Raw genomic sequence first — 22,148 nt, forward strand, 5'->3', positions numbered from 1 at the left:
GGTTCCTCAGAGGTCGAGTACGAGCCGGCCGTCGGCGCGGGAGACACAGACGAGCATCTCTTCGCGGCGTTCGTCTGCGGTGAGCCGGTTCTCGCGGTGGTCGGGGCTGCCGGACAGGACGCGTGTGCGGCACGTGCCGCAGAAACCTTGCCTGCACGAGTAGGGGACGTCGGGACGGTGTCGGCGGATCACGTCGAGTACAGATTCGTTTGCGGCCACCGGAAGAACTGCCCCGGTGCTCGCCAGTTGCACCTCGAACGGGCGGCCGTCGACGATGGGCGGTGCGCCGAACCGTTCGAAGTGCAGCGCGTGGGCACCGGTATTGCCGAATCCGTTTTGCACGGTGTCGAGCATCGGCGCGGGACCGCAGCAGTAGACGGCACCTCCGGCAGGCGCCGCGCTCAGGAGGTCGTCGCCGGTGGGGGCACCGTACTCGTCGTCGGGACGAATGAAAACCCGTTCACCGTAGCGCTGTTCGAGCTCGTCGACGAACGGCATCGCGCTGCGAGTTCGGCCCGTGTATGTCAGGAGCCAGTCGATACCGGTGAGCTCCGCAGCGCGAATCATCGCCAGGATCGGCGTGATCCCGATGCCGCCCGCGAGGAAGAGCACTCGCTCGTCGGCCACGAACGGAAATCCGTTGCGGGGACCCCGCACAGACACTGTGTCTCCTGGTTCGAGCGCGTGCATTTCGAGTGATCCGCCACCGCCGTCGGGCACACGGCGCACCGCCACGACGTAGCTGCCGGTGTCGGCAGGATCACCGCACAGCGAATACTGCCTGCGCCGTCCGGACTTCAGGTGCACGTCGAGATGCGCCCCCGGGTGCCACAGTGGCAGCGCTGCGCCATCCGGCGCCTGCAATGTCAACTGCACCACGTCCTCGTCGGCGGCCACGACCTCCTTGCGCGACACGGTGAGTCGGATCTCCGGGTCCGTCTGCGGAAGGTGTCCGGTCCCGCCACCGAGTGGGGCAACCACGCCGACGTACCGGTCGACGAGCACTTTCAGGAGCCTCATCGCGCGGTCGGGCCGTCTACGTCCACGGAGGTCGTGCGGACGTTCCTGCCGAACGGGGAGGCCGGTCACCGGTGTGCTCCGCGGGCCGCGGGGGAGGAGGCGAGGTAGCGGACGGCCTGGGCGGTCGACCCCTCCCGACTGGGGTGGTACGTGCGATCGAAGTACCGGGACAGTCGCCTGACGAGGTCGGACGGTCCGGGCATGGTGCCGCGCCGGCTCGCGGCGAGCCAATCCGAGACGTGCGGTGTGCGCGCCCTCCCGGAAGCATCGGTGAGCTCGGGGTCGTGCGACATGAGGAATCGGGTTCCGCGGATCCACAACCAGGTGAGAATCGGGGCGACGATGATCTGCGTCCGCAGGCGGCGTGCCTCACTGGGGTCGAAGTAGCGCATCAGGTCGTAGGCGACGCTGCGGTGCTCGACTTCTTCCGCGCCGTGCCACCGCAGTAGATCGAGCATCGTGGGATCCGTTCCCGCTGCGTCGAGTCCTCGTGCGTTGAGGACCCAGTCGCCGAGGAACGCCGTGACGTGCTCGATTGCTGCGATGATGGCGAGTCGCTCGACGAGGTAGTTCTCGGCGCGCAAGCCGGTCAGGGGGCGTGGTCCGAGGAGACGTCCGAACAGCCATTGGATCTGGTCGGTGAACGGCGTCGGATCGAGTCCTCGGGCATGGAGGTGCTCGAGAACACCGCGGTGTGCGTTGGCGTGGACCGCTTCCTGCCCGATGAACCCGAGGACGTCCTCGCGGAGTTCCTCGTCGTGGATGTGCGGGAGCGCTTCTTCGAAGGTCTCGACGAACCACTCCTCACCGGCGGGAAGAAGAAGATGCAGCACGTTGAGCACGTGGGTGCTGAACGGATCACCGGGGACCCAATGCGCGGGCAACGCACTCCAGTCGAAATGGACGTCGCGGGCGTGCAGGAGTACGCGATCGGGTGCGACGGGCATCACAGTGCTCACGGAAGGGTCCGGCCCGTGCGCGCGGCTGCGGTTGTTCATGTGAGCGAAGGTTACAGTAACTGCTAGTAATAAGTAATAGGGCGGACCGTTCGGATTCACCCGGCGGGAGTGGACACAAAAAGACTTCAGGCCCGGCTTCCGTGGGAAGCCGGGCCTGAAGTCGTGGTAGCGGGGACAGGATTTGAACCTGCGACCTCTGGGTTATGAGCCCAGCGAGCTACCGAGCTGCTCCACCCCGCGTTGCCTGACCTACAGTACACGATGTTTCGGGGAGCAANCTGACCTACAGTACACGATGTTTCGGGGAGCAATTACCAGGGCCGCTCTACAGGCGAGGAGCGCCGATCGTTTCGGAGTAGTACCCGCGGATATGACCCTCGATCCGTCGGCGCGCGAGTTCGGCATCTCCCGCACGCACTGCCTCGACCAGACCACGATGCTCGTGCCGCAGCCGCCCGCACGTCGTGGGCCAGATCGCGAGCGGTGCCCCGGCCAGGACGTATCCCTCGATGGATTCGCGCAGCCCCGCCATCATCGCCGCGATCACCTGGTTGCCTGCGGCGTCTGCCATAGCGATGTGGAACTGCGAGTCGAGTACCAGGAACTCGTTCGCCTCCAGCGCGGTGTCGTCCATCGCGTCGAGCAGTTCTTCGGCGTTGCTCAGATCCGGTGTGGGGTTGCGGGTGGCGAGCAGCTGCATCACCTCGGTTTCGAGGACGAGGCGGGTCTGCACGACGTCGGCGACCGGGAAGTTCTGGGCCGCGACCTGCATCCGCATGAGCATCGTCATCCCGCCCGTCGGCCGCGAGACGATCATCGCTCCGGAGGTGGGCCCCGACCCGGTCTGCGACTTGAGTAGACCCAGCGCCTCCATCACGCGCAGCGCTTCCCGGACCGACGACCGCCCCACTCCGAGCTCGGCGGCGAGTACGCGTTCACCCGGCAGACGCTGGCCCGGGGAGAGCTCCCCGGAGACCAGCATCTGCTCGAGATGGTTCAGCACGTGTTCCCACGCGCGTGGCTCGGACTGTGGCGACATGACTCGACAGCCTATGTGTCGGGGCAGGTCAGGGCAGCATCCAGGACAGCACTGGCGTCGACTGCAGGTACACAAGCACACACAGGACGGCGAGCATGCCGATGCTGTACCAGACCACCTTGCGCAGCAGTTCCGGCTCGCTACCGGGCCGGTCGACGGCGGTGGCCGCGATGGTGAGGTTCTGCGGACTGATCAACTTGCCGACCACACCACCGGAGGTGTTTGCGGCAACCAGCAGTGTCGGGTCGATCCCGGCGGTCTGACCTGCAGCCTGCTGCAGGCGGGCGAACAGTGCGTTGGCCGAGGTGTCGGATCCGGTGACGGCGGTACCCAGCCAGCCGAGAATCGGCGAGAACAGTGCGAAGACGGCCCCTGTGCCCGCGAGCCACGTGCCGATTGCGACGGTCTGCCCGGACTGATTCATCACGTACGACAAGCCGAGCACGGTAGCGACCGTGGCGATGGCCAGGCGCATCTTCCATGCGGTGCTCCCGAGGGTGACCACGGCCAGGCGTGCGCCCATCGGGAACTTTCCGGCGTTGTTCCATATCGCGTAGACAGCGGTGACGATGGCGCCCGAGATGAGCAGGAGCGTGCCCGGAGTGGACAGCCATGGCAGCGTGTAGATCGCGCCGGTCGACGCGGAGCCGTCCTCGTTCAGCAGATTCCCGTACAGGCCGGGCCACTCGATCTTGATATCGGTCGATGCCAGCCACTTCGGGATGTCCACGCCGAGTGTCCAGAGCTTGGCGATGCCGAACACCACGATCACCAGCAGGTACGGGAACAGGGCGAACATCGTGCGGGTCGGGCCGATGGCTTCGGCCGACGCCTGCGAGAGTTGGTCATCAGGGGTGCGAGGGCCCCAGAAGCGCAGCATGATCACTGCGGCGGCCAGGCCCACCAGGGAGGCGACGACGTCGGTCAGCTCGTAGGAGAAGTGGCTCGAGCACCAGAACTGGGCAAGCGCGAACGCAGCGCCGGTGACCAGCGCGATCGGCCACACCTGACGGAAGCCGCGACGACCGTCCACGAGGAAGAGCAGCAGCATCGGCACGAACAACGCCAGCAGTGGGGTCTGGCGTCCGACGACGGCAGCGATCTCAGTGGCCGGGATACCGGTGAGGTTGCCGGCGGTGGTGATCGGAATTGCCATCGCGCCGAAGGCGACCGGCGCGGTGTTCGCGACAAGGACGGTGACCGCGGCGCGGATGGGAGGCATTCCGATGGCAATGAGCATGGCGCCGGTGATCGCCACGGGTGCGCCGAAACCGGCGAGTGCCTCTAGCATTCCGCCGAAGCAGAACGCGATGAGCATCGCCTGCACGCGCATGTCGCCGCGGCCGACCGAATTGAACACTTGCCGGAGATCTTCGAACCGGCCGCTGACGACTGTGAGCTCGTAGAACCAGATCGCGGTGACCACGATCCACATCACGGGGAACAGGCCGAACGCAATGCCTTGCAGGGCCGATAGTCCGGCGAGCTGTGCGGGCATCCCGAACCCCAGTACCGCGACGACCAGTGCAACGGCGAGCGCGCCGAGGCCGGAATACCAGGCCTTGAGCTTGAATCCCGCGAGCAGGACGAAGAATGTCAGCAGCGGCACCAGGCCGAGCAGTGCGGAGGCGGTGAGACTGTCGGCGACGGCGGTCGTCGACGGTGTGAAGGTCACCGCGAGCAGGTCGGTTTCCACAAGGGGGCTCCTGAGATCGCGGCCGCAGTGTGCGGCGACTGGCTGTGTGGTCGGACCACGTGGTCAGACCACAGGGGAAGCTACACCATGATGCGTGTCACAATCGAGCCCCGGGGGCGAAATCGTGAAAATTCGAAATCCCGTGACGGCGTCCACGTTCATCCGCTAGGGTGTGGTCAGACCACACAAGCCGATGCGGAGTTTCCCATGCGAGTCGCGCTGTTCGCCACGTGTCTGGGCGACACATTGTTCCCGAATGCAGTCAAAGCCACAGCTCTTCTGCTGGCCAGGCTCGGGCACGAGGTCGTGTTCCCCGACTCGCAGACCTGCTGCGGTCAGATGCACGTCAACACCGGTTACCAGCCCGACGCGCTGCCGCTGGTCGAAAACTACGCCGGTACGTTCGGCGACCCTTCCATCGATGCCGTGGTCGCGCCGTCCGGCTCCTGCGTCGGATCGGTACGGCATCAGCATGAGATCGTCGCGTCGCGATACGGCAGCGCGAGCCTGTGCGGTCGCGTGAATACGGTCAAGGCCAAGACGTACGAACTGTCGGAGTTCCTCGTCGATGTCCTCGGCGTCACCGACGTCGGCGCCTACTTCCCGCATCGCGTGACGTACCACCCGACGTGTCACTCACTGCGGATGCTGCGTGTCGGAGACAAACCACTGCAGCTTCTCCGCGCGGTTCGGGGAATCGACCTGGTCGAACTCCCCGAAGCCGACTCGTGCTGCGGCTTCGGGGGCACTTTCGCGCTCAAGAACGCGGAGACCTCCACCGCAATGCTGGCCGACAAGATCCGCAACGTCTCGACCACGGGTGCCGAATTCTGCAGCGCGAGCGATTCGTCCTGCCTGATGCACATCGGCGGTGGCATGTCGCGATTGCAGACCGGAACCCGAACCATTCACCTCGCAGAGATACTCTGCGCCACCGAGTCGAAGGCGGTTCCGGCATGACAACCTCCCGACCCGCCCCCCGGACCCGCCCGGCCACAGCACTCGGACTGCCCTCGATCCCGCCGCGCGGATTCGGCAATCTACGAGGAACCGAGACGTTTCCGGCCGCAGCACATCACGAGCTCGCAAACGGTCAGCTACGACGCAACATCGGCAAAGCGACGCACACCATCCGCGCCAAACGTCTCGCCGTCACCGGCGAGGTACCCGACTGGGAGCAGCTGCGCGACGCCGGTGCCGCTGTCAAAACCGATGTACTGAACCGACTTCCCGAGTTACTCGAACAGCTCGAAGCCGCAGTGACCGCGCGCGGCGGAATCGTGCACTGGGCCACGGACGCCGCCGAAGCCAACGCCATCGTGACGCGGCTCGTCCGCGAGACCGGATCCGACGAGGTCATCAAGGTCAAGTCGATGGCCACACAGGAGATCGGCCTCAACGAGCATCTCGAAGACGAGGGGATCCACGCATACGAGACCGACCTCGCCGAGCTCATAGTCCAGCTCGGACACGACAAGCCCTCGCACATCCTCGTGCCTGCCATCCATCGGAACCGCACCGAAATCCGCGAGATCTTCCTGCGCGAGATGGCCGATGTGGACCCGGATCTCGACGACAATCCCGCGCATCTCGCCGAAGCGGCCCGCAAGTTCCTCCGCCGGAAATTCATGACCGTTCCCGTCGCGGTGTCCGGTGCGAACTTCGGGATCGCGGAGACAGGCACCCTCGCCGTCGTCGAATCCGAAGGCAACGGCCGCATGTGTTTGACCCTGCCCGACACGCTGATCACCGTCATGGGTATCGAGAAGCTGCTGCCCACGTATCGCGACCTCGAAGTGTTCCTGCAGTTGCTGCCCCGATCGTCCACCGGTGAGCGAATGAATCCGTACACCTCCATGTGGACTGGGGTCACTCCCGGCGACGGACCGCAGAACTTCCACCTCGTGCTCCTCGACAACGGCCGCACCGCAGCACTCGCCGACCGCGTGGGACGCGAAGCACTACACTGCATTCGGTGCTCGGCGTGCCTGAACGTGTGCCCCGTGTACGAACGCACCGGCGGACACGCCTACGGATCCACTTACCCCGGCCCGATCGGTGCAGTGCTCAGCCCCCAACTGGCGGGCATGAGCGAACCCGGGGATCCCAACGCGACCCTGCCGTTCGCTTCGAGCCTGTGCGGCGCGTGCTTCGACGCGTGCCCGGTGAAGATCGACATACCCTCGCTCCTGGTCGAATTGCGGCACCAGAAGGTCGAACAGGCCAAGTTCGGTCCCGAAGCGGCAGCAATGAAGGCGGCGTCGATGGCAATGTCGTCGTCGACTCGCTGGACTGCGGCGCAGAAGGCTGCTGGGGCGTTGAGGATCGTCGCAGGTAAGAAGGGCAAGATCTCCAATCTGCCTGGGCCGCTCGCGGGATGGACGGCAGCCCGCGACATCCCGGCTCCTCCGAAACAGACCTTCCGGCAATGGTGGCAGTCCGACGAGGGTGCAGCAGCGATCGCGCAGGCGCGCGAGAACGGAGACGCGCAATGACGTCGCGCGAGACGATCCTCGGCCGTATCCGCGACGCGTCGGTGCTCGCGCCTCCTGAGTGCGTGGAGGTTCCGCGGGAGTATCGCACCGGTCGAAGGCTTCCCGACGACGAACGCTACGAACTGTTCGTCGATAGGCTCGTCGACTACAAGGCCAACGTGCATCGCAGCACTGTGGAGGAACTGCCCGCCACGATCGCGCGTGTGCTGGCCGCTCGAGGTGTCCGCCGAGTGGGAATACCTGCGGGGCTGGACTCTTCGTGGTTGTCGCAGTTCGACGGCGAGGTGGTCGTCGACAGCGTCGATGTCCCGGCGCCGGCCCTCGAGGGTCTCGACGGTGTCGTGACGGCATCGACGGTCTCGTGTGCCGAGACGGGCACGATCTTCCTCGACGGCAGCCCCGATCAGGGGCGCCGCGCACTGACGCTGGTGCCCGACCTTCACGTGTGCGTGGTGCCGATGGGCAGCGTCGAGGTCGGGGTGCCGGAGGCGCTGGCCAGGCTGGTGCCGGAGCGGCCCACCACCATGATCAGCGGACCGTCGGCAACCTCCGACATCGAACTCGAACGTGTCGAGGGGGTGCACGGTCCGCGGACCCTCGATGTGGTGATCGTCTGAACACCTCGGCGATACCGCCGCGTACCTGACGGACAGATACACGACGTCGGCGGGGCGTATCTGTCTGTAACGTTCGCGGTTGTCAGGTGGGCACCGTTCAGCCGTTCTTCAGCCGCCACTCCGCGAGATCAATTGTGCTCGAGATGGAGTCGATGAGCAAAGGGAGTCTCTCCTCGGGTCCCGGTGCGCTGAGAATTGCATAGCGATCGGCCTCGCCCATCGGAATGTGCCGAGCGAGAGCGAAGAGCCGCTCGCCCGGGTCGGTCGGGAGATCGTCCGGCGGGGGCGTCGCGCGCCCCTCGGTGAGCCTGTCGAGCAAACCGTAGAGCCTGCCCAGATGTACGGTGAGTTCGCTCAGATCCACAGCGTCGGAGCCGGTATCGGGCCACGCCTCGATCTCTGCACGTGGGTACGGATCGTCGGGAAGCCATTCGATGATTCGAATACGTTCTTCGGCAATACATTCGAGTGTATGGCGCCCACCGCCGAGCTCGTTGTCGACCATGATGCGGGCCATGGTGCCGACGTCGGTGCGCTGGTCGCCGCCACCCACCTCGTGCCCGCGGGAAATCAGTACGACCCCGAAACGGGGACCGTCGGGTGCGGCCATGCAGTCGCGGACCAGTTCTTGATACCTCGGCTCGAACACGCGCAGGGGAAGGTGGTCGCCGGGGAGCAGCGCTGTACCCAGCGGAAACATGGGGCGAATCGGCATCAGGGCATCCTCAACCGTGGTGTCGGGGGTTCGGGGATCGGGTCGCCGCGTTCGATCTCGGTGAGCAGATGATCGGCCCACGCGGCCAGGCCGTCGATGTCGAGTCCGTGAGGCGGCACGTCCTCGTAATGGCGAATCCGCGCTTGCCCCTGTTGCAACAGCGACGTCGCGCCCTTCGGGTTGCCGCGCAGCAGGTGGGTGAGGCCGACGGAGAGCTGAGCGAGTCCTTGCCACAGCGGGCGTTCCTCGGGTTCGCAGGACTTCCAGACGGACTCGAACACCTCGTGTGCGTGGAACGGATACCCGTGGTCGAGGAGTCGTTGACCTTCGGTGATCGCTTCGTCGGGGGTGAAGCGCGCGTCCTCAGGGATCCCCTCGACTCCCTCTTCGCCGTAAGGCAGGGGACGACCCAGTGCGTCGCGAGGTCGTGCGTTCTGCGGTTTCCCGTCTGCGGTCCGGTCCCGATCCGACATGTTTCCAGGTTAGTCCACCGTGTGTGTCCGACGATGCCCTCGCGCGGAGCGGGATGTCGAAGTGGTCGATTCGACGATCACGACGAGGGTGTCGGTGAGCAGGGTGTGCACCTGTTCCCGGGTCAATGATCGGCGTTCGATCCATTCCCGGCCGGTGGACTTGATCAGGCCGCCGTAGGCACGGATCATCGGGTGAAGTGCGAGGGACTCTTCTTCGGTGATGGTGGGCCCCAGGGCTTCGAGCAGGCGATCTGCGGCAAGGTCGTCTGCGTCGCTGAGGATCTTGCCGACGTCCGGGTCGCTTGCCATCCCCCCGCCGGCGACCGCGACGAGCCAGGTCTTGCCGTGTCGCTCGAGGATGGTCAGGAACCAATCGATGAAGGCGTCCGCCCGCTCGGCGAGAGTGCCGTCGGGGACGGTGACTCGGTCCGGTGGTGGCACGGTCACCATCGCTTTGATGACCTCGAGGTAGAGGTCGCGCTTGCCTCCGAAGTAGTGATTGATCAGGCCCCGCGCGACCCCGGCTTCTTTCGCCAGTTCAGTGGCGGACACCGACGCGTACGGGCGTTCGCCGAACAACCGGATCGCGCAATCGAGGATCTGGCGGCGACGCGCGTCGGGTTCTAGACGCTGTCGCCGAGGTTCGGCATCCAAGCTCATGAAAATACCTTCTCACTTCTGCTCGTAACCGTTCGGAGCGGCCGAGAATCTGCCCGAAATCTATTATTGACAGTGTGCCAACAAGGACATTACCTTAGGTGCATTCACGGGGACGGAATGCGAACCCGATCATCGCGCGACACCGGAGGCAGCGTGTCCACAGCAGTCGTCACCACACCCGATGCGAGCGAACTTGCAGCTGTTCGGGAACTCGCGCGCGATTTCTTCGCCAAGGAAGTCGCGCCGCTCGAATCGAAGTTCGTCGAGCAGGGTTATCCCGACCGATCTGTGTACCGCAAGGCCGGTGAACTCGGACTTCTGTGCATGTCCGTTCCCGAGGAGTACGGCGGTGGCGGCGGCAGTTTCGCTTACGAAGCAGTCCTGTTCGAAGAGCAGATCCGCTCCGGCGACAGTGCGATGCAACTCGGTGTGCACACCGGGATCGTTCCGCACTACATTCTCGCGTACGGCACCGAAGAGCAGAAGCAGCGTTGGCTGCCGAAGCTGGCGTCGGGGGAGTGGATCGGCGCAATCGCGATGACCGAGCCCGGAACCGGATCCGACCTGCAGGCCATCAGCACCCGTGCTGTCGCGACCGGGGGCGATTACCTCGTCTCCGGCGCCAAGACTTTCATCTCCAACGGCCGGAACTGCGATCTGTTGATCATCGCTGCGAAGACCGACCCCGAGGCGCGCGCGTCGGGCATGTCGCTGCTCGTGGCCGAAGTCTCCGATGAAACACCGGGTTTCGAACGTGGGCGTGTGCTGGACAAGATCGGGCAGAAAGGGCAGGACACCGCCGAACTGTTCTTCGACAACCTTCGGATCCCCGCGGAGAACCTCCTCGGCCCGGCGGAGGGTAGGGGCTTCGTCCAGCTCATGGAGCAGCTCCCCAACGAACGCCTGATCTGCGCGGTGGCAAGCGTCGCGATGATGGAGCACGCTGTCGAGCTGACCACTGCATACACCAAGGAACGCAACATCTTCGGCAAGCCGCTGATGGCGATGCAGAATACCCGCTTCGAGCTCGCCGAGTGCGCAACGGTCACCTGCATCGCACGGACCTTTGTCGACGACTGTATCGCCAAGTTCCTACGCGGTGAACTCGATGTCCCCACTGCCGCGATGGCGAAGTACTGGACCAGCGACCAGCAGTGCGCGATCGTCGACCGATGCCTGCAACTGTTCGGGGGTTACGGGTACACCACCGAGTTCCCGATCGCGCGCATGTTCACCGACAGCCGCGTACAGAAAATCTATGCCGGCGCCAACGAGGTCATGAAAGACATCATCGCCCGTTCCCTCTGAGACCCTCACCGTTTCCCGAACACCTGGAGCGTCGATGTACCTGACCCAAGGCTTGCACCGTGCCCTGCAGTGCACCCCCGAGGCGCCCGCCACGATCTACGGCGATCGCACGTACACGTTCCGCGAACACATCGGCCGGATCGCTCGTTTCGCCGCCGGTCTGCACAGTCTCGGTGTGACCTCCGGCGATCGCGTCGCGATGCTGTCACTCAACAGCGACCGTTACGCCGAATACCTCCTTGCGGTCCCGTGGGCCGACGCGGTCCTCAACCCGGTCAACATCCGGTGGAGCCCCGCCGAGATCGCCTACTCGCTCAATGATTCGGGCACGAAGGTGCTCCTCGTCGACGACGCATTCGCCGCAGCAGTACCGGCTCTGCGTGCCGCATGCCCCGACCTGACCACCGTCGCGTACGCGGGGGAGAACGACGCTCCCGAAGGCACCGTGTCATACGAAGAGCTGATCGCCACCCACGAACCGGTCGAGGACGCACGACGTTCCGGCGACGAACTGGCAGGCATCTTCTACACCGGTGGAACCACAGGCTTCCCCAAAGGCGTGATGCTCAGCCACACCAACATGGTGACCTCGGCAGCCGGAACGGTTGCCACCGGTGAACTGCTGTCCGGTGACGCGCGTTTCCTGCATGCGGCGCCGATGTTCCACCTCGCGGACCTGGCCGCGTGGGCGGGTCAGGTCATGCTCGGGGGACCGCACATCATCGTGCCGTTCTTCGAACCGGTTGCGGTGCTGAAGGCAATCGAGCAGCATCGCCCCACCGACGTCCTGCTCGTCCCGACCATGCTGCAGCTTCTCGTCGACCATCCGGCTGTCGGCGAGCACGACCTGTCGGCGATGCAGCGGATCCTCTACGGCGGTTCGCCTATCGGTGAGGGATTGGCCAATCGGATCCTGACGATGTTCCCGGGCGTGCGAATGACCCAGGCGTACGGCATGACCGAGGTTGCGCCCGTCGCCTCGCTCCTGCTGCCGGACGACCACAAGGGTGCCACATTGCGCTCGGGTGGGCAGGCCGCACCGCACTCGGAACTGCGCATCGTCGACACCGACGGCAATCCGGTTCCCACCGGCACGGTCGGTGAGATCTGTGTGCGCGGTGGCCATGTCATGCAGGGCTACTGGAACAAGCCTGCCGAGACCGCCGCCGTCCTGCGCGACGGCTGGTACCACACCGGCGACGGTGGCTACCTCGACGAGAACGGATTCGTCTTCGTCGTCGACCGCCTCAAGGACATGATCGTCACCGGCGGTGAGAACGTCTACTCCGCCGAGGTCGAGAGCGCACTGAGCAAGCACCCCGCAGTTGCGCAGTCCGCGGTGATCGGATTGCCGTCCGAGACCTGGGGCGAAACTGTGCACGCCGTGGTGATCCTGGCAGCAGGTGCCGAGGTCACGGCCGAGGAACTACAGGCGTTCTGCAAGGAGCACATCGCCGGTTACAAGACCCCGCGAAGCTTCGACTTCGTCGATGCCATCCCGATGTCGGGTGCGGGCAAGATCCTCAAGCGTGAGCTCCGGGAAACGCTCGCGGGGAGGCCCGCCGCAGTGCCGGAGAGCATCGGATGACCGCAGACATCCGACTGTCGCAGGAAGAATTCCGCTCCCTCGACCCGGCGACGGACGAGGAGGTCGAGCGTTTCCGGGTCCACGACGAGCACGCGGTACGGCTGCGGGTCGATCGCGCGAGATCGGCGCTTCCGTGGTGGCAGCACCAGGGGATCAGAGGTCGGGCTGCCCACCTGCGACGGTGGCGCAGGTGGATCTGGCGCAACGCAGACGAGATCATCGACCTGATCCACCGGGAGAACGGCAAGCCGCGCGACGACGCCTTCATCGAAGTCGTTCTGGCCGTGGAGCATATGCGCTGGGCCGAGGACAATGCCGCCGCCGCGTTGCGTCCGCCGAAGTCGGGTCCGGGGCTGCTGTTCGCCAATTACGCGACAGACGTGGAGTACAGGCCGCTCGGGGTCGTCGGCATCATCTCGCCATGGAACTATCCGCTCTACGCACCGAACAGTTCGGTGTCGTTCGCGCTCGCCGCGGGAAACACCGTCGTACTGAAACCGAGTGAGTACACACCTGCCGTCGCAGCGTGGTACGTCGAAGCATTCTATCGAGCGAATCCTGCTGCGCCGACCGGTGTTCTGGAGTTGACCACGGGGTTCGGGGAGACCGGTGCCCTGCTCTGCAACGCCGGGGTGGACAAGATCGGATTCACCGGGTCGACGCGCACCGGCAAGAAGATCATGGCGCAATGCGCGCAGACCCTCACGCCGGTGCTGCTCGAATGCGGCGGTAAGGACCCGGCTGTGGTGGCGGAAGACGCCGATGTGAAGGCGGCTGCGCGTGCCATCGCGTGGGGAGCATTCTCCAATGCCGGGCAGACCTGTGTGGGTGTCGAACGTGTCTACGTCGTTCGTGAGGTCCGAGACAGGTTTCTAGCGGAATTGCGTGGTCAGCTCGGCCAGGTGCGCCCGGGCGATGGTGATGACGCCACGTACGGGCCGATGACGATGCCCGCCCAGATCGACGTGGTACGTCGTCACATCGCAGCTGCCGTGAAGGACGGTGGACATCTGCTGCTCGGCGGTCCCGAGTCGGTGGGTCAGCGGTACATCGAACCGGTCGTGATTCTCGATGCGAACGAGGACTCGGTCGCGGTCCGGGAGGAGACGTTCGGTCCGGTGGTGACCGTGCGGACGGTCACGGACGTCGACGAGGCCGTGCAGGCAGCCAATGCGAGCGACTTCGCGCTCGGTGCATCGGTGTTCTCGTTTCGGCGCGGTGTCGAGATCGCCGAGCGGTTGCGTGCCGGCCAGGTCACGATCAACTCCGTCGTTGCGTTCGCGGGTATGGGTGCAGTCCCGATGGGTGGGGTCGGAGACAGTGGGTTCGGGCGTGTCCACGGGATCGACGGGATGCGTGAGTTCGTTCGTACGCGCAGTGTGGTGCGTCAGCGTTTCCCGTTGCCCGGATTCGAGTTGATCGCGCTTCGCCGCAAGGCGTATCTGCTGCCGGTGCTGCGGCGGGTGCTGGGGCTGCGTCACGGCCGGTGAGGAACCACGATCGGCAGCAGGTGGGATCGCGCGAAGGATGTCAGTTCGTCGCGCGATCCGAGGGGGACCACCGCCTGCGGAGTGAGCACTACGGAGTGGGCGACCCGGACGACGACCTCGGCGCGTGCGCTGAGGTCGTCGACGGCGGGCATCAGCCCTGATTTCACTGCTTCCTCCAGGATGGCGACGGCAGCGTGGGTCGCGGTGGTCAGGAGCGAACCCCCGTCGGTCGTCAGTCGAGGTAGGGAACTCGCGGCCTCGAGGGTGAGCATCCGGTTCCAGACCGGATGCTCACGCATGCGCAGGACGGTGGCGGCGAATACATTGCCGATCATGTCGTCGATGGTCTCGGCCGCCCGGGCTGTGGCGACAACCTCCTCGATCAGGCGTGCTGCGCTGCGTGCCGTCACGGCCTGCGCGATCTCGTCGCGACCTCCGATTCGGCGATATACGGTCACCCGCCCGACTCCCGCGCGTTGCGCGATGTCATTGACCGTCGTGAGCCGTACACCGACCTCGCTGAACTGGACCTCTGCCGCGTCGAGAATCGATTCGATCTCGGGAGGGTTCGTCGCGCCGATCGCGGGTGGCGCGGGTGTGACGGGTTGTTCGGCAGGCATCGATACAGATTATCCTCCGGTCGCGCTGGAACATTGAAACATCTGATGTACATATGTATCTTCTGTGTATCGAGTGGTTACACGTATCCGACCGAGGAGACATGTCATGCCGTCACATCACGGCGCTCCGACGCCCTACACCGAGGAAGCGCTGGCGATCACCGCCCGCAACGTGCGCTTCGACTGGTCGGGGGTGCCCCTGCAGTACGTTCCCGGCGACTCGTACGCCACGCAGTTCTGGAACGTCATGCACCTCGTCCTACCCGAAGGCGAACGCGCCATGGCCGATGTCTTCGGTCGATCCCTGGACTACATCGACGACCCGCGTCTGCACGAAGAGGTCGTCGGATTCGTCGGCCAGGAAGCAACGCACGCGAGCTCCCACGAGAGCTTCCGCAGGTACCTCGCCGAGCACGACGTCGACATCGCGCCCGTCCTCGACCGAATCGGATACATCGTCGACCAGATCTTCGGCGACCACGGCCTCACAGGGCGCGCGGGACGGTTCTGGCTGCGCGAACGCCTCGGCATCTACGCCGCCGCCGAACATTTCACCGCCGTCGTCGGCGAGTGGCTGATCGACAACACACCGTTCGACCGCCGCGGTGTCGATCCGACGATGCTCGACCTGCTGCGCTGGCACGGCGCCGAGGAGATGGAGCACCGCAACGTCGCGTACGACGCCTTCCAGTACGTCGACGGCAGCTACGCCCGCCGCGTGCGCACCGCATTCATCGCGTTCGCGGGCCTGGCGCTCCTGTGGTTCAGCACCACCGCCTACATGTACCGCATCGACACCACCGAAACGCGTCGTGTGTCCTGGCCCCGCGCCTATCGACGTTCGGCGAAGGCATCGATGATCCCGACCCTGACCTTCCTCGCGAAGCAGATCCCGCCCTATCTCAAGCGCGACTTCCATCCGTCGCGGATGGGCGACATCGACAAGGCTGTTCGCTACCTCGCGCAGTCCCCTGCCGCCAGGGAGGCCGCAGCATGAGCACCGCAACCACCCCGTCGCCGTTCCTCGGCGCGGTGATGCACGCAACCAGAGCTTACTCGAAGCTGTTCAGCGAGAGCAGGTTCGCGCCCATCCTGTCTCGACCCGCTCCCGTGCGGCACAGCGACTACGATCGAGTGCTTCGCGTCGAGACGCGCACCGTGGAGGCCGACGGAGTCGTCTCTCTGACGCTGGTCTCCCCGGACGGCGGGGTTCTGCCCAGCTGGGTTCCCGGTGCGCACGTCGATGTCTTCCTGGCGTCGGGTCTACAGCGTCAATATTCCCTGTGCGGCGACCCCGCGGATCGCACCCGCTACCGAATCGCCGTCCGCCGCGTCGACGACGGCGTGGGCTCCGCAGAGATCCACGAGACGATCGCCGAACACAGCACGATCCGAGTCCGCGGACCCCGCAACGCTTTTCCTCTCGCTGAGGCACCGTCGTATCTCTTCGTCGCCGCCGGGATCGGAATCACCCCGATCCTCCCGATGATCCGCAGTGTCGCAGGTGCCGGCAGGCCGTGGAAGTTGTACTACCTCGGCCGCTCCCTCGACACGATGCCGTTCCGGAACGAACTGTCGGCACTCCCCGGTGGCGACGTCATGATCCGGCCCGACGACGAATTCGGCATCACCCCGATCGCCGAAATACTCGATCACGCGCAACCTCACGGTGCCATCTACCTGTGCGGTCCGGCGCCCCTGGCCAAGGACGCACACCAGCAGGCCCCGCTCGTGGCGCCCACCTGCTCGCTGCACACCGAACGATTCAGCCCGCCTCCCGTCGTCGGAGGAGAACCCTTCGAAATGCGTCTCGCCCGGACCGGCAGCACCGTCCAGGTCGCTGCCGACGAGACCACCCTCTCCGCCATCCGGCGTGCCGTCCCCGGTGCGACCTACTCGTGCAGGCAAGGGTTCTGCGGAACCTGCAAGGTGCGTGTGCTGTCCGGCGACGTCGATCACCGCGACACGCGCCTCTTGGGCGAACAACGGGCGGAATCCATGCTCCCGTGCGTGTCGCGCGCGGCGGGGTCCGCACTCGAAATCGATCTGTGAAACGAGCCGAATCATGACTGATACACACCTGCGTGTTGCCATCGTCGGTGCCGGATTCGGTGGCCTGGGAGCGGGAATCAGGCTCCTGCAGGACGGAATCGACGACTTTGCGATCTTCGAACGCGCCGAGACACTCGGCGGGACCTGGCAGGCCAACACCTACCCGGGCGCTCAGTGCGACATACCGTCGATCCTCTACTCGTTCTCGTTTGCGCCCAAGCCCGACTGGAGCAGGCTCTACCCGCTGCAAGAGGAGATCCAGCAGTACCTCGAGGACTGCGCCGACAAGCACGGACTTCGCCCCCACCTGCATCTGGGGACCGAGGTGATCGAGGCAGCCTGGGACGACACAGCGAAACATTGGCGTGTGGAAACCGGTCGAGGGAACTACACCGCTGACATCCTCGTGGCTGCGATGGGCCCTTTCAGTGAACCTTCCGTGCCGGACCTGCCCGGCCTCGACTCGTTCGACGGTTCCACCTACCACTCGGCCGACTGGAACCACGAGCACGACATCACGGGACGCCGTGTCGCGGTGATCGGCACCGGGGCGTCTGCCGTGCAGTTCATCCCGCGCCTGCAACCACAGGTCGAGCACATGACGGTGTTCCAGCGGACACCCACCTGGATCCTCCCGCACCCCGACCGGCCGGTGGCCCCGCGTGTACAGCGACTCTTCGCGAAGGTGCCCGCCACTCAGCGGGCGGCGCGCAAGGCCCTGGATCTCGTCCAGGAAGCCCTCGTGCCCGGGCTCGTCTACCGACCCGGATTGCTCAGTGGCGCTGCGGCACTCGGACGTTGGCACCTGCGTCGTCAGGTCGAAGACCGGGCGCTGGTCGAGAAGCTCACCCCCACGTACGCATTCGGATGTAAGCGGCCCACCTTCTCCAACAAGTACTACCCGGCTCTCGCGTCCGACAACGTCGACGTCGTCACCGCCGGGATCGATCACGTCGAACGCGACGCGGTCGTGACCGTCGACGGCGCCAGGCACGAGGTCGACACCATCGTGTTCGGCACCGGATTCAAGCTCACGAACAACAGTGGCTTCTCCCGACTGCGCGGCCGTGACGGCCGCCTGCTGTCGGAGCAGTGGGCGGGCGGTGAGATGAGCGCCTACCTGGGGACGACGATCGAGAATTTCCCCAACATGTTCATGCTGCTGGGCCCGAACTCCGTGGTCTACACCTCCCAGGTGGTCACCATCGAGACGCAGATCGACTACCTACTCGCGGGCCTACATGCCATGGATGCCGCCGAAATCGACAGTGTCGAGGTACGCGCCGATGTCCAGCAGGATTTCGTCGAGGACACCGACCGTCGTCTCACCGGGTCGGTGTGGAACTCCGGCGGATGCAGCAGCTACTACCTGAGTCCGTCGGGCCGAAACTTCACGTTCTGGCCCGGCTTCAACGCGTCGTTCCGGCGACGGATGTCGACATTCGACCTCGCCGATTACCGGCTCGGCAAGGTCCTCGGCTCCACCGCGCGGCGCGCTTCGAAGGAGGCGACGGTATGACGCGCTCACTCGACCTGGCGGGCAAAGTCGCACTCGTCACCGGGGCTGCGCAGGGCATCGGATTGTCCATGGCCCGAGAGCTTCTCGGACGAGGTGCCCGGGTGGTGCTCGTCGACCGCGACGAGACCACGCTGAAGAACGCCGCAGACACGCTCGACGTGAACTCGACCTTCGTCGCGGTCGCCGACGTCACAGACCGTGACGCGATGGCCGACGTCGTCACCCGAGCCGCGGTGGACTTCGGGCCGATCGACGTGGTCATCGCCAACGCGGGTATCACCCCGCCGCCCGCGACCATCCGCACCTCCGATCTCGCCGAGTTCGACCGCGTGATGGCGGTCAACCTCACCGGCGCACTAAATACGATTCACCCCGCTCTCGACGGGATCGTCGCGCGCAGAGGGCACGTCGTCGTCGTGTCCTCGGCTGCGGCCTTCAGTCCGGGTCTCGGCGGCTCCGCGTACATGGCGAGCAAGGCCGCCGTCGAACAGGTCGGACGCGCTCTGCGACTCGAACTGGCCCACGCCGGTGCGACCGTCACGGTGGCCTACTACGGATTCGTCGACACGGAACTGGCACGCAACACGCTCGACCGCGATCCCTTGGGAGTGCGTGTCGGCCAGCTGTTGCCGTGGCCGATGAACAGGCGGGTGGGCCCCGACCACGCTGCTGCCGTCACTGTGCGCGCGATCGAACGGCGGGCGCCACGGGTCGTCACGCCGAGACTGTGGTCTGCGTATTCAGCGTTGCGTGGGATCGTCAACCCTCTGATCGACGAGTGGGTCGTGCGGAACCGCACGGTGCACACCCTCATCGAGGACCTCGAACGACGTGAGTCGGTCGGGCGATGACCGGAGCCGATCGATGAACGTGAGTCGCCGTAGTACAGCGCTCGCGGCAACCACCCGCATGCTACTGCGCCCGATCTTCGAGCACGTGAACCCGGCCGGTCCCGGGCGTATCGTACTGCGCAGCACGGTTGCTGCGGGTTCCGTGCTCGGAGGGATGAGTGCCGCATCGGGGACCAGGGTGGTCGAAGATGTCGTGCCCGGCGAGATGATCGTGCCTGAGGATGCCCTCGACAACGAGATCATCCTGTATCTGCACGGCGGCGGTTACGTCGCAGGGTCGGCGCGACTCGAGCGGGCGGTCACCTCGGATCTCGCCATTGCGACCGGAATGCGGGTGCTCGCACTCGACTACCGGCTCGCGCCCGCACATCGATTCCCTGCCGCTCGCACAGATGCCCTCGCCGCATACCGGTCGCTGATCGCCCGCGGCCATTCACCGGACCGCATCGCGATCGTCGGAGTGTCGGCCGGAGCGCATCTCGCGATGAGCATGTTGACCACGTTGATCGAGAACGGCGAAGCCGGGCCCGGCGCGGTCGTGTTGTTCTCTCCGCTGCTCGACACATCCGGTGAGGAGGCTCTGCGCGCCGACAACCTGGCCCGGGACCCGTTCCTGCCGCCGGTCTTCGCGCAACGCTGCGCGGACGTCTATGTGGGCAACGAGGATCGGAGCTCGCCGCACATCGACGTGTTCTACGCCCCGCCGTCGATGCTTGCCGAAATGCCACCCATCGCCAGCTTCGTCGGCTCCACCGAATGCGTCGGATCCGACGCCGCGCGCCTGAATGCCGCGCTACTCGACGCGGGTGTTCCCAGCGCGACGTCCACCGTGCCCGGACAGGTGCACTCGTTCGTCTCCCTGTGCCGGCGGCTTCCCGAGGCGCACGCCGCTGTCGTCGACGCGGCCGCGTTCCTGCGTCGGCACCTGTGCTCCGAACCTCGAGAACTCGACGAATACACAGACCTCCCAGAAGTGGACAGCGCTATGACCGGTATGCATTCATTGACCGCCACCGACGACTCGTTCTTCGACACGGCTCCTGTGCGCGGTTCCCACACCACATTCGTGCCGGTCCCGCCTGAACGACTGTGGCGGGAACTGTCTGCGGACGACGCCGTGCAGTCGTGGAGCCCCGGAGTGACACAGGCGGAGTGGGACGGCTCGGTCACCCGCGGCGTCGGAGCCGTTCGCAACGTGACACTTCTCGGCGCGGCAACCGTCGAGGAACGTTTCTACCGCTGGGACGAGAACCGTCGCATGACGTTCACCGCCGACAGCATCAGCCGGCCGATCTGTCGTGCCTTCGCAGAGGACTACATTCTCGAGCCCGAGGGTGTGGGTACCCGCTTCACCTGGCGTGCGGCGATGGACCCGGTAGGGCCTGCCTTTGTGCACAAGGTTGCGGGTGCGGGCCTGAGCGCGGTGCTCGCGCATATGACGAAGGGGCTGGTGCGCCGCTGTCGAGAGGCATGACGTTCGGTATTGCCGATCGGCTTTCCCGCGCGCTTTCCAGTTTCCGCCACGTGTTGTAGCCGTTGTGGGAAGCAGGAAGGCGCGCGGGAGCAGGTCGGGAGAATGTGAGCCGTTGTTCTATCGACTTCCTTACGGAATGGTATACGGTATGGGTGTCCGGGCCCGCGCGGATGAGCGCGGGCCCGTTGCTTCACCCACAGCTTCGTCGCCATAACCAACCGGTATCCGGAGGTAGCATGAGCAACGTCTCCACTGCGTCGACTCGGCCGTACCACTCGCTGGACATCTCCGCGTCGTGGTTCTGGGACCAGGATTTCTTCGAGCGTGAGAAGACGTTCGCGCGGTTGCGTGCCGCCGAAGGGCTCACCTGGCATCGCCCCACCGAGTCGCTCTTCCCCCATGAGGAACAGGGCTACTGGGCCGTCACGCGACACGCCGATATTCGTTATGTGAGTGCCCATCCCGAGCTGTTCTGTTCGTCGGCGGGTATCAGTATGGATCCCATGCCTGCCGAGATCCAGAAGGGGATCAGCTTCTTCCTCACCATGGATCCGCCGGAGCACACGCGCTATCGACGCTTAATCAGCATGGCGTTCACGCCCAAACAGGTGCGCACGATCGAAGAGCAGATCATCGCGAACGCCGCGGCAATCGTCGACGAGTTTCTCCGCGAACTCGACTCGGGTGACCCCGTCGACTTCGTCCGGTCGGTGTCCAAGAAACTGCCGATGAGGACGGTGTCGCAGATGATCGGTATCGATCCGGCGCACCACGAAGCCGTCGCCTACGCAGCGGAAGCGCTGTTCAGCACCAGCGACGACGAGTACGCGAGCATCGAAGAGCGTGCAACGCACATGATGACCCAACTCGGTGTGCTGACGCAGGCAGGCGTCGAACTCGCGCAGAAAGCGCAGGGCCGATCCGCAGGACGATCTGATGACCAACATCGTGCAGGCCGAAGTCGACGGTCACCGACTCACCGACGACGAAGCCGGATCGTTCATGGTTCTGCTGGCATCCGCCGGCAACGACACCACCAAACAGGCCACCTCTCACGCCTTCAAGGCGCTGACCGACAATCCCGAGCAGATCTCGTGGCTGCTGGACGACTGGGACGAACGCGGCGCGGAGGCCGTCGACGAATTCGTCAGATGGTCGACGCCGGTGATCGAGTTCGCGCGCCACGCAGTGGTCGACACCGAGGTTGCGGGCACGCCGATCAAGGCAGGCGAGAAGCTCGTCATGTTCTACTGCTCCGGAAACTTCGACGACGAAGTCTTCGACCGGCCCCTCGAGTTCGATGTGGGTCGAACACCCAACCCGCACGTCGGTTTCGGGGGTGGCGGCCCGCACTTCTGTCTCGGTAAACAGTTGGCCGTCCTGGAACTGAAACACCTCTTCCGAGAGCTCCTGTCGAGGCTTCCGGAGATCGAGGTAGCCGAGCCCGAATACGTGCACAGCGACTTCGTTCACGGAATCAAGAGGATGTCGGTCAGAAAACTCTGACCTCTCACCGATCGACTTCGACAACCGAGGTGGGGCACACTCGCCCCCGACTACGTGAGGTTCACC

At 65.3% G+C, this 22,148-nt stretch carries 19 protein-coding genes, 1 tRNA gene and 1 pseudogene; 12 read left to right on the forward strand and 9 right to left on the reverse strand.

Going from position 1 to position 22,148, the window contains the following annotated elements:
* Positions 1 to 6: 6 nt before the first annotated feature.
* The 5 genes from HCA61_RS17775 to HCA61_RS17795 all read right to left on the reverse strand — a co-directional run bounded on the left by HCA61_RS17775 (position 7) and on the right by HCA61_RS17795 (position 4,714).
* Positions 7 to 1,089, reverse strand: a complete 1,083-nt coding sequence (locus HCA61_RS17775; protein ID WP_346777584.1) for a PDR/VanB family oxidoreductase — start codon at positions 1,087 to 1,089, stop codon at positions 7 to 9.
* Positions 1,086 to 1,967 (reverse strand): metal-dependent hydrolase, encoded by an 882-nt coding sequence (locus HCA61_RS17780; protein WP_169689652.1) that lies wholly within the window; start codon positions 1,965 to 1,967, stop codon positions 1,086 to 1,088. The genes HCA61_RS17775 and HCA61_RS17780 overlap by 4 nt, the downstream gene beginning before the upstream one ends.
* A 175-nt stretch (positions 1,968 to 2,142) precedes the next feature.
* Positions 2,143 to 2,219 (reverse strand) — tRNA-Met (locus tag HCA61_RS17785).
* A gap of 85 nt (positions 2,220 to 2,304) precedes the next feature.
* A complete protein-coding gene (locus HCA61_RS17790; RefSeq protein ID WP_169689516.1) occupies positions 2,305 to 3,018 on the reverse strand; it encodes a FadR/GntR family transcriptional regulator in 714 nt (237 codons plus the stop codon).
* Positions 3,019 to 3,046: 28 nt separating this feature from the next.
* Complete coding sequence (locus tag HCA61_RS17795) at positions 3,047 to 4,714, reverse strand: L-lactate permease (protein ID WP_169689517.1); 1,668 nt, start codon at positions 4,712 to 4,714, stop codon at positions 3,047 to 3,049.
* Between the two features lie 207 nt (positions 4,715 to 4,921).
* On the opposite strand from HCA61_RS17795, the gene HCA61_RS17800 reads away from it, so the two are divergent.
* The 3 genes from HCA61_RS17800 to HCA61_RS17810 are packed head-to-tail and all read left to right on the forward strand — an operon-like array spanning position 4,922 to position 7,826.
* Positions 4,922 to 5,674 carry a (Fe-S)-binding protein gene (locus HCA61_RS17800; protein WP_169689518.1) on the forward strand — a complete coding sequence of 251 codons (753 nt, stop codon included), beginning with the start codon at positions 4,922 to 4,924 and terminating at the stop codon, positions 5,672 to 5,674.
* Positions 5,671 to 7,209: a LutB/LldF family L-lactate oxidation iron-sulfur protein gene (locus HCA61_RS17805; RefSeq protein ID WP_169689519.1), complete on the forward strand. Its 1,539-nt coding sequence runs from the start codon at positions 5,671 to 5,673 to the stop codon at positions 7,207 to 7,209. The genes HCA61_RS17800 and HCA61_RS17805 overlap by 4 nt, the downstream gene beginning before the upstream one ends.
* Positions 7,206 to 7,826: an LUD domain-containing protein gene (locus tag HCA61_RS17810; RefSeq protein WP_169689520.1), complete on the forward strand. Its 621-nt coding sequence runs from the start codon at positions 7,206 to 7,208 to the stop codon at positions 7,824 to 7,826. The genes HCA61_RS17805 and HCA61_RS17810 overlap by 4 nt, the downstream gene beginning before the upstream one ends.
* A gap of 97 nt (positions 7,827 to 7,923) precedes the next feature.
* Here the strand turns inward: HCA61_RS17810 and HCA61_RS17815 are convergent, their stop codons facing one another.
* Genes HCA61_RS17815 through HCA61_RS17825 form a run of 3 tightly spaced genes read right to left on the reverse strand, consistent with a single transcriptional unit; the run spans position 7,924 to position 9,674 of the window.
* Entirely contained in the window at positions 7,924 to 8,541 is a 618-nt protein-coding gene (locus tag HCA61_RS17815) for an LON peptidase substrate-binding domain-containing protein (protein ID WP_169689521.1), read from the reverse strand.
* Positions 8,541 to 9,014 (reverse strand): DUF309 domain-containing protein, encoded by a 474-nt coding sequence (locus HCA61_RS17820; RefSeq protein WP_169689522.1) that lies wholly within the window; start codon positions 9,012 to 9,014, stop codon positions 8,541 to 8,543. The genes HCA61_RS17815 and HCA61_RS17820 overlap by 1 nt, the downstream gene beginning before the upstream one ends.
* Before the next feature lie 9 nt (positions 9,015 to 9,023).
* Complete coding sequence (locus tag HCA61_RS17825) at positions 9,024 to 9,674, reverse strand: TetR/AcrR family transcriptional regulator (RefSeq protein ID WP_169689523.1); 651 nt, start codon at positions 9,672 to 9,674, stop codon at positions 9,024 to 9,026.
* A gap of 153 nt (positions 9,675 to 9,827) precedes the next feature.
* Between HCA61_RS17825 and HCA61_RS17830 the strand changes: the two genes are divergently transcribed.
* The 3 genes from HCA61_RS17830 to HCA61_RS17840 are packed head-to-tail and all read left to right on the forward strand — an operon-like array spanning position 9,828 to position 14,060.
* Entirely contained in the window at positions 9,828 to 10,982 is a 1,155-nt protein-coding gene (locus tag HCA61_RS17830; RefSeq protein ID WP_346777585.1) for an acyl-CoA dehydrogenase family protein, read from the forward strand.
* A 34-nt stretch (positions 10,983 to 11,016) separates the two neighbouring features.
* Positions 11,017 to 12,570 (forward strand): long-chain fatty acid--CoA ligase, encoded by a 1,554-nt coding sequence (locus HCA61_RS17835; protein ID WP_169689525.1) that lies wholly within the window; start codon positions 11,017 to 11,019, stop codon positions 12,568 to 12,570.
* On the forward strand, positions 12,567 to 14,060 hold the full coding sequence (locus tag HCA61_RS17840; protein ID WP_169689526.1) for an aldehyde dehydrogenase family protein: 1,494 nt from the start codon (positions 12,567 to 12,569) through the stop codon (positions 14,058 to 14,060). The genes HCA61_RS17835 and HCA61_RS17840 overlap by 4 nt, the downstream gene beginning before the upstream one ends.
* On the opposite strand, the gene HCA61_RS17845 is transcribed toward HCA61_RS17840, so the two are convergent.
* Positions 14,048 to 14,680: a TetR/AcrR family transcriptional regulator gene (locus tag HCA61_RS17845; RefSeq protein WP_169689527.1), complete on the reverse strand. Its 633-nt coding sequence runs from the start codon at positions 14,678 to 14,680 to the stop codon at positions 14,048 to 14,050. The two genes, HCA61_RS17840 and HCA61_RS17845, sit on opposite strands and share 13 nt — an antisense overlap.
* A 106-nt stretch (positions 14,681 to 14,786) precedes the next feature.
* Between HCA61_RS17845 and HCA61_RS17850 the strand changes: the two genes are divergently transcribed.
* From HCA61_RS17850 to HCA61_RS17875, 6 genes and pseudogenes are all read left to right on the forward strand, one after another.
* Positions 14,787 to 15,677 (forward strand): metal-dependent hydrolase, encoded by an 891-nt coding sequence (locus HCA61_RS17850; protein WP_169689528.1) that lies wholly within the window; start codon positions 14,787 to 14,789, stop codon positions 15,675 to 15,677.
* On the forward strand, positions 15,674 to 16,732 hold the full coding sequence (locus tag HCA61_RS17855; RefSeq protein WP_169689529.1) for a PDR/VanB family oxidoreductase: 1,059 nt from the start codon (positions 15,674 to 15,676) through the stop codon (positions 16,730 to 16,732). The genes HCA61_RS17850 and HCA61_RS17855 overlap by 4 nt, the downstream gene beginning before the upstream one ends.
* 13 nt (positions 16,733 to 16,745) lie before the next feature.
* Positions 16,746 to 18,251, forward strand: a complete 1,506-nt coding sequence (locus tag HCA61_RS17860) for an NAD(P)/FAD-dependent oxidoreductase (RefSeq protein WP_169689530.1) — start codon at positions 16,746 to 16,748, stop codon at positions 18,249 to 18,251.
* Positions 18,248 to 19,102: a short-chain dehydrogenase/reductase gene (locus tag HCA61_RS17865; RefSeq protein WP_169689531.1), complete on the forward strand. Its 855-nt coding sequence runs from the start codon at positions 18,248 to 18,250 to the stop codon at positions 19,100 to 19,102. Before HCA61_RS17860 ends, HCA61_RS17865 begins: the two co-directional genes overlap by 4 nt.
* Positions 19,103 to 19,115: 13 nt before the next feature.
* The gene (locus HCA61_RS17870) at positions 19,116 to 20,576 is read left to right on the forward strand and encodes an alpha/beta hydrolase fold domain-containing protein (protein ID WP_169689532.1); all 1,461 of its coding nucleotides are present in this window, start codon (positions 19,116 to 19,118) and stop codon (positions 20,574 to 20,576) included.
* Positions 20,577 to 20,812: 236 nt separating this feature from the next.
* Positions 20,813 to 22,082: pseudogene (locus tag HCA61_RS17875) on the forward strand (cytochrome P450).
* The last annotated feature ends 66 nt before the right edge of the window (positions 22,083 to 22,148 follow it).

Origin of the sequence: Rhodococcus sp. HNM0563, assembly GCF_012726195.1 — a bacterium.
Classification (GTDB): domain Bacteria; phylum Actinomycetota; class Actinomycetes; order Mycobacteriales; family Mycobacteriaceae; genus Rhodococcus.

Excerpts from the sequence above, each read along its gene's own strand:
- HCA61_RS17865 (WP_169689531.1), top strand. The coding sequence starts at position 18,248 with ATGACGCGCTCACTCGACCTGGCGGGCAAAGTCGCACTCGTCACCGGG.
- HCA61_RS17780 (WP_169689652.1), bottom strand. The coding sequence starts at position 1,967 with ATGCCCGTCGCACCCGATCGCGTACTCCTGCACGCCCGCGACGTCCAT.
- HCA61_RS17870 (WP_169689532.1), top strand. The coding sequence starts at position 19,116 with ATGAACGTGAGTCGCCGTAGTACAGCGCTCGCGGCAACCACCCGCATG.
- HCA61_RS17815 (WP_169689521.1), bottom strand. The coding sequence starts at position 8,541 with ATGCCGATTCGCCCCATGTTTCCGCTGGGTACAGCGCTGCTCCCCGGC.
- HCA61_RS17835 (WP_169689525.1), top strand. The coding sequence starts at position 11,017 with ATGTACCTGACCCAAGGCTTGCACCGTGCCCTGCAGTGCACCCCCGAG.
- HCA61_RS17840 (WP_169689526.1), top strand. The coding sequence starts at position 12,567 with ATGACCGCAGACATCCGACTGTCGCAGGAAGAATTCCGCTCCCTCGAC.
- HCA61_RS17805 (WP_169689519.1), top strand. The coding sequence starts at position 5,671 with ATGACAACCTCCCGACCCGCCCCCCGGACCCGCCCGGCCACAGCACTC.
- HCA61_RS17855 (WP_169689529.1), top strand. The coding sequence starts at position 15,674 with ATGAGCACCGCAACCACCCCGTCGCCGTTCCTCGGCGCGGTGATGCAC.
- HCA61_RS17810 (WP_169689520.1), top strand. The coding sequence starts at position 7,206 with ATGACGTCGCGCGAGACGATCCTCGGCCGTATCCGCGACGCGTCGGTG.
- HCA61_RS17800 (WP_169689518.1), top strand. The coding sequence starts at position 4,922 with ATGCGAGTCGCGCTGTTCGCCACGTGTCTGGGCGACACATTGTTCCCG.
- HCA61_RS17845 (WP_169689527.1), bottom strand. The coding sequence starts at position 14,680 with ATGCCTGCCGAACAACCCGTCACACCCGCGCCACCCGCGATCGGCGCG.
- HCA61_RS17825 (WP_169689523.1), bottom strand. The coding sequence starts at position 9,674 with ATGAGCTTGGATGCCGAACCTCGGCGACAGCGTCTAGAACCCGACGCG.
- HCA61_RS17820 (WP_169689522.1), bottom strand. The coding sequence starts at position 9,014 with ATGTCGGATCGGGACCGGACCGCAGACGGGAAACCGCAGAACGCACGA.
- HCA61_RS17850 (WP_169689528.1), top strand. The coding sequence starts at position 14,787 with ATGCCGTCACATCACGGCGCTCCGACGCCCTACACCGAGGAAGCGCTG.
- HCA61_RS17790 (WP_169689516.1), bottom strand. The coding sequence starts at position 3,018 with ATGTCGCCACAGTCCGAGCCACGCGCGTGGGAACACGTGCTGAACCAT.
- HCA61_RS17860 (WP_169689530.1), top strand. The coding sequence starts at position 16,746 with ATGACTGATACACACCTGCGTGTTGCCATCGTCGGTGCCGGATTCGGT.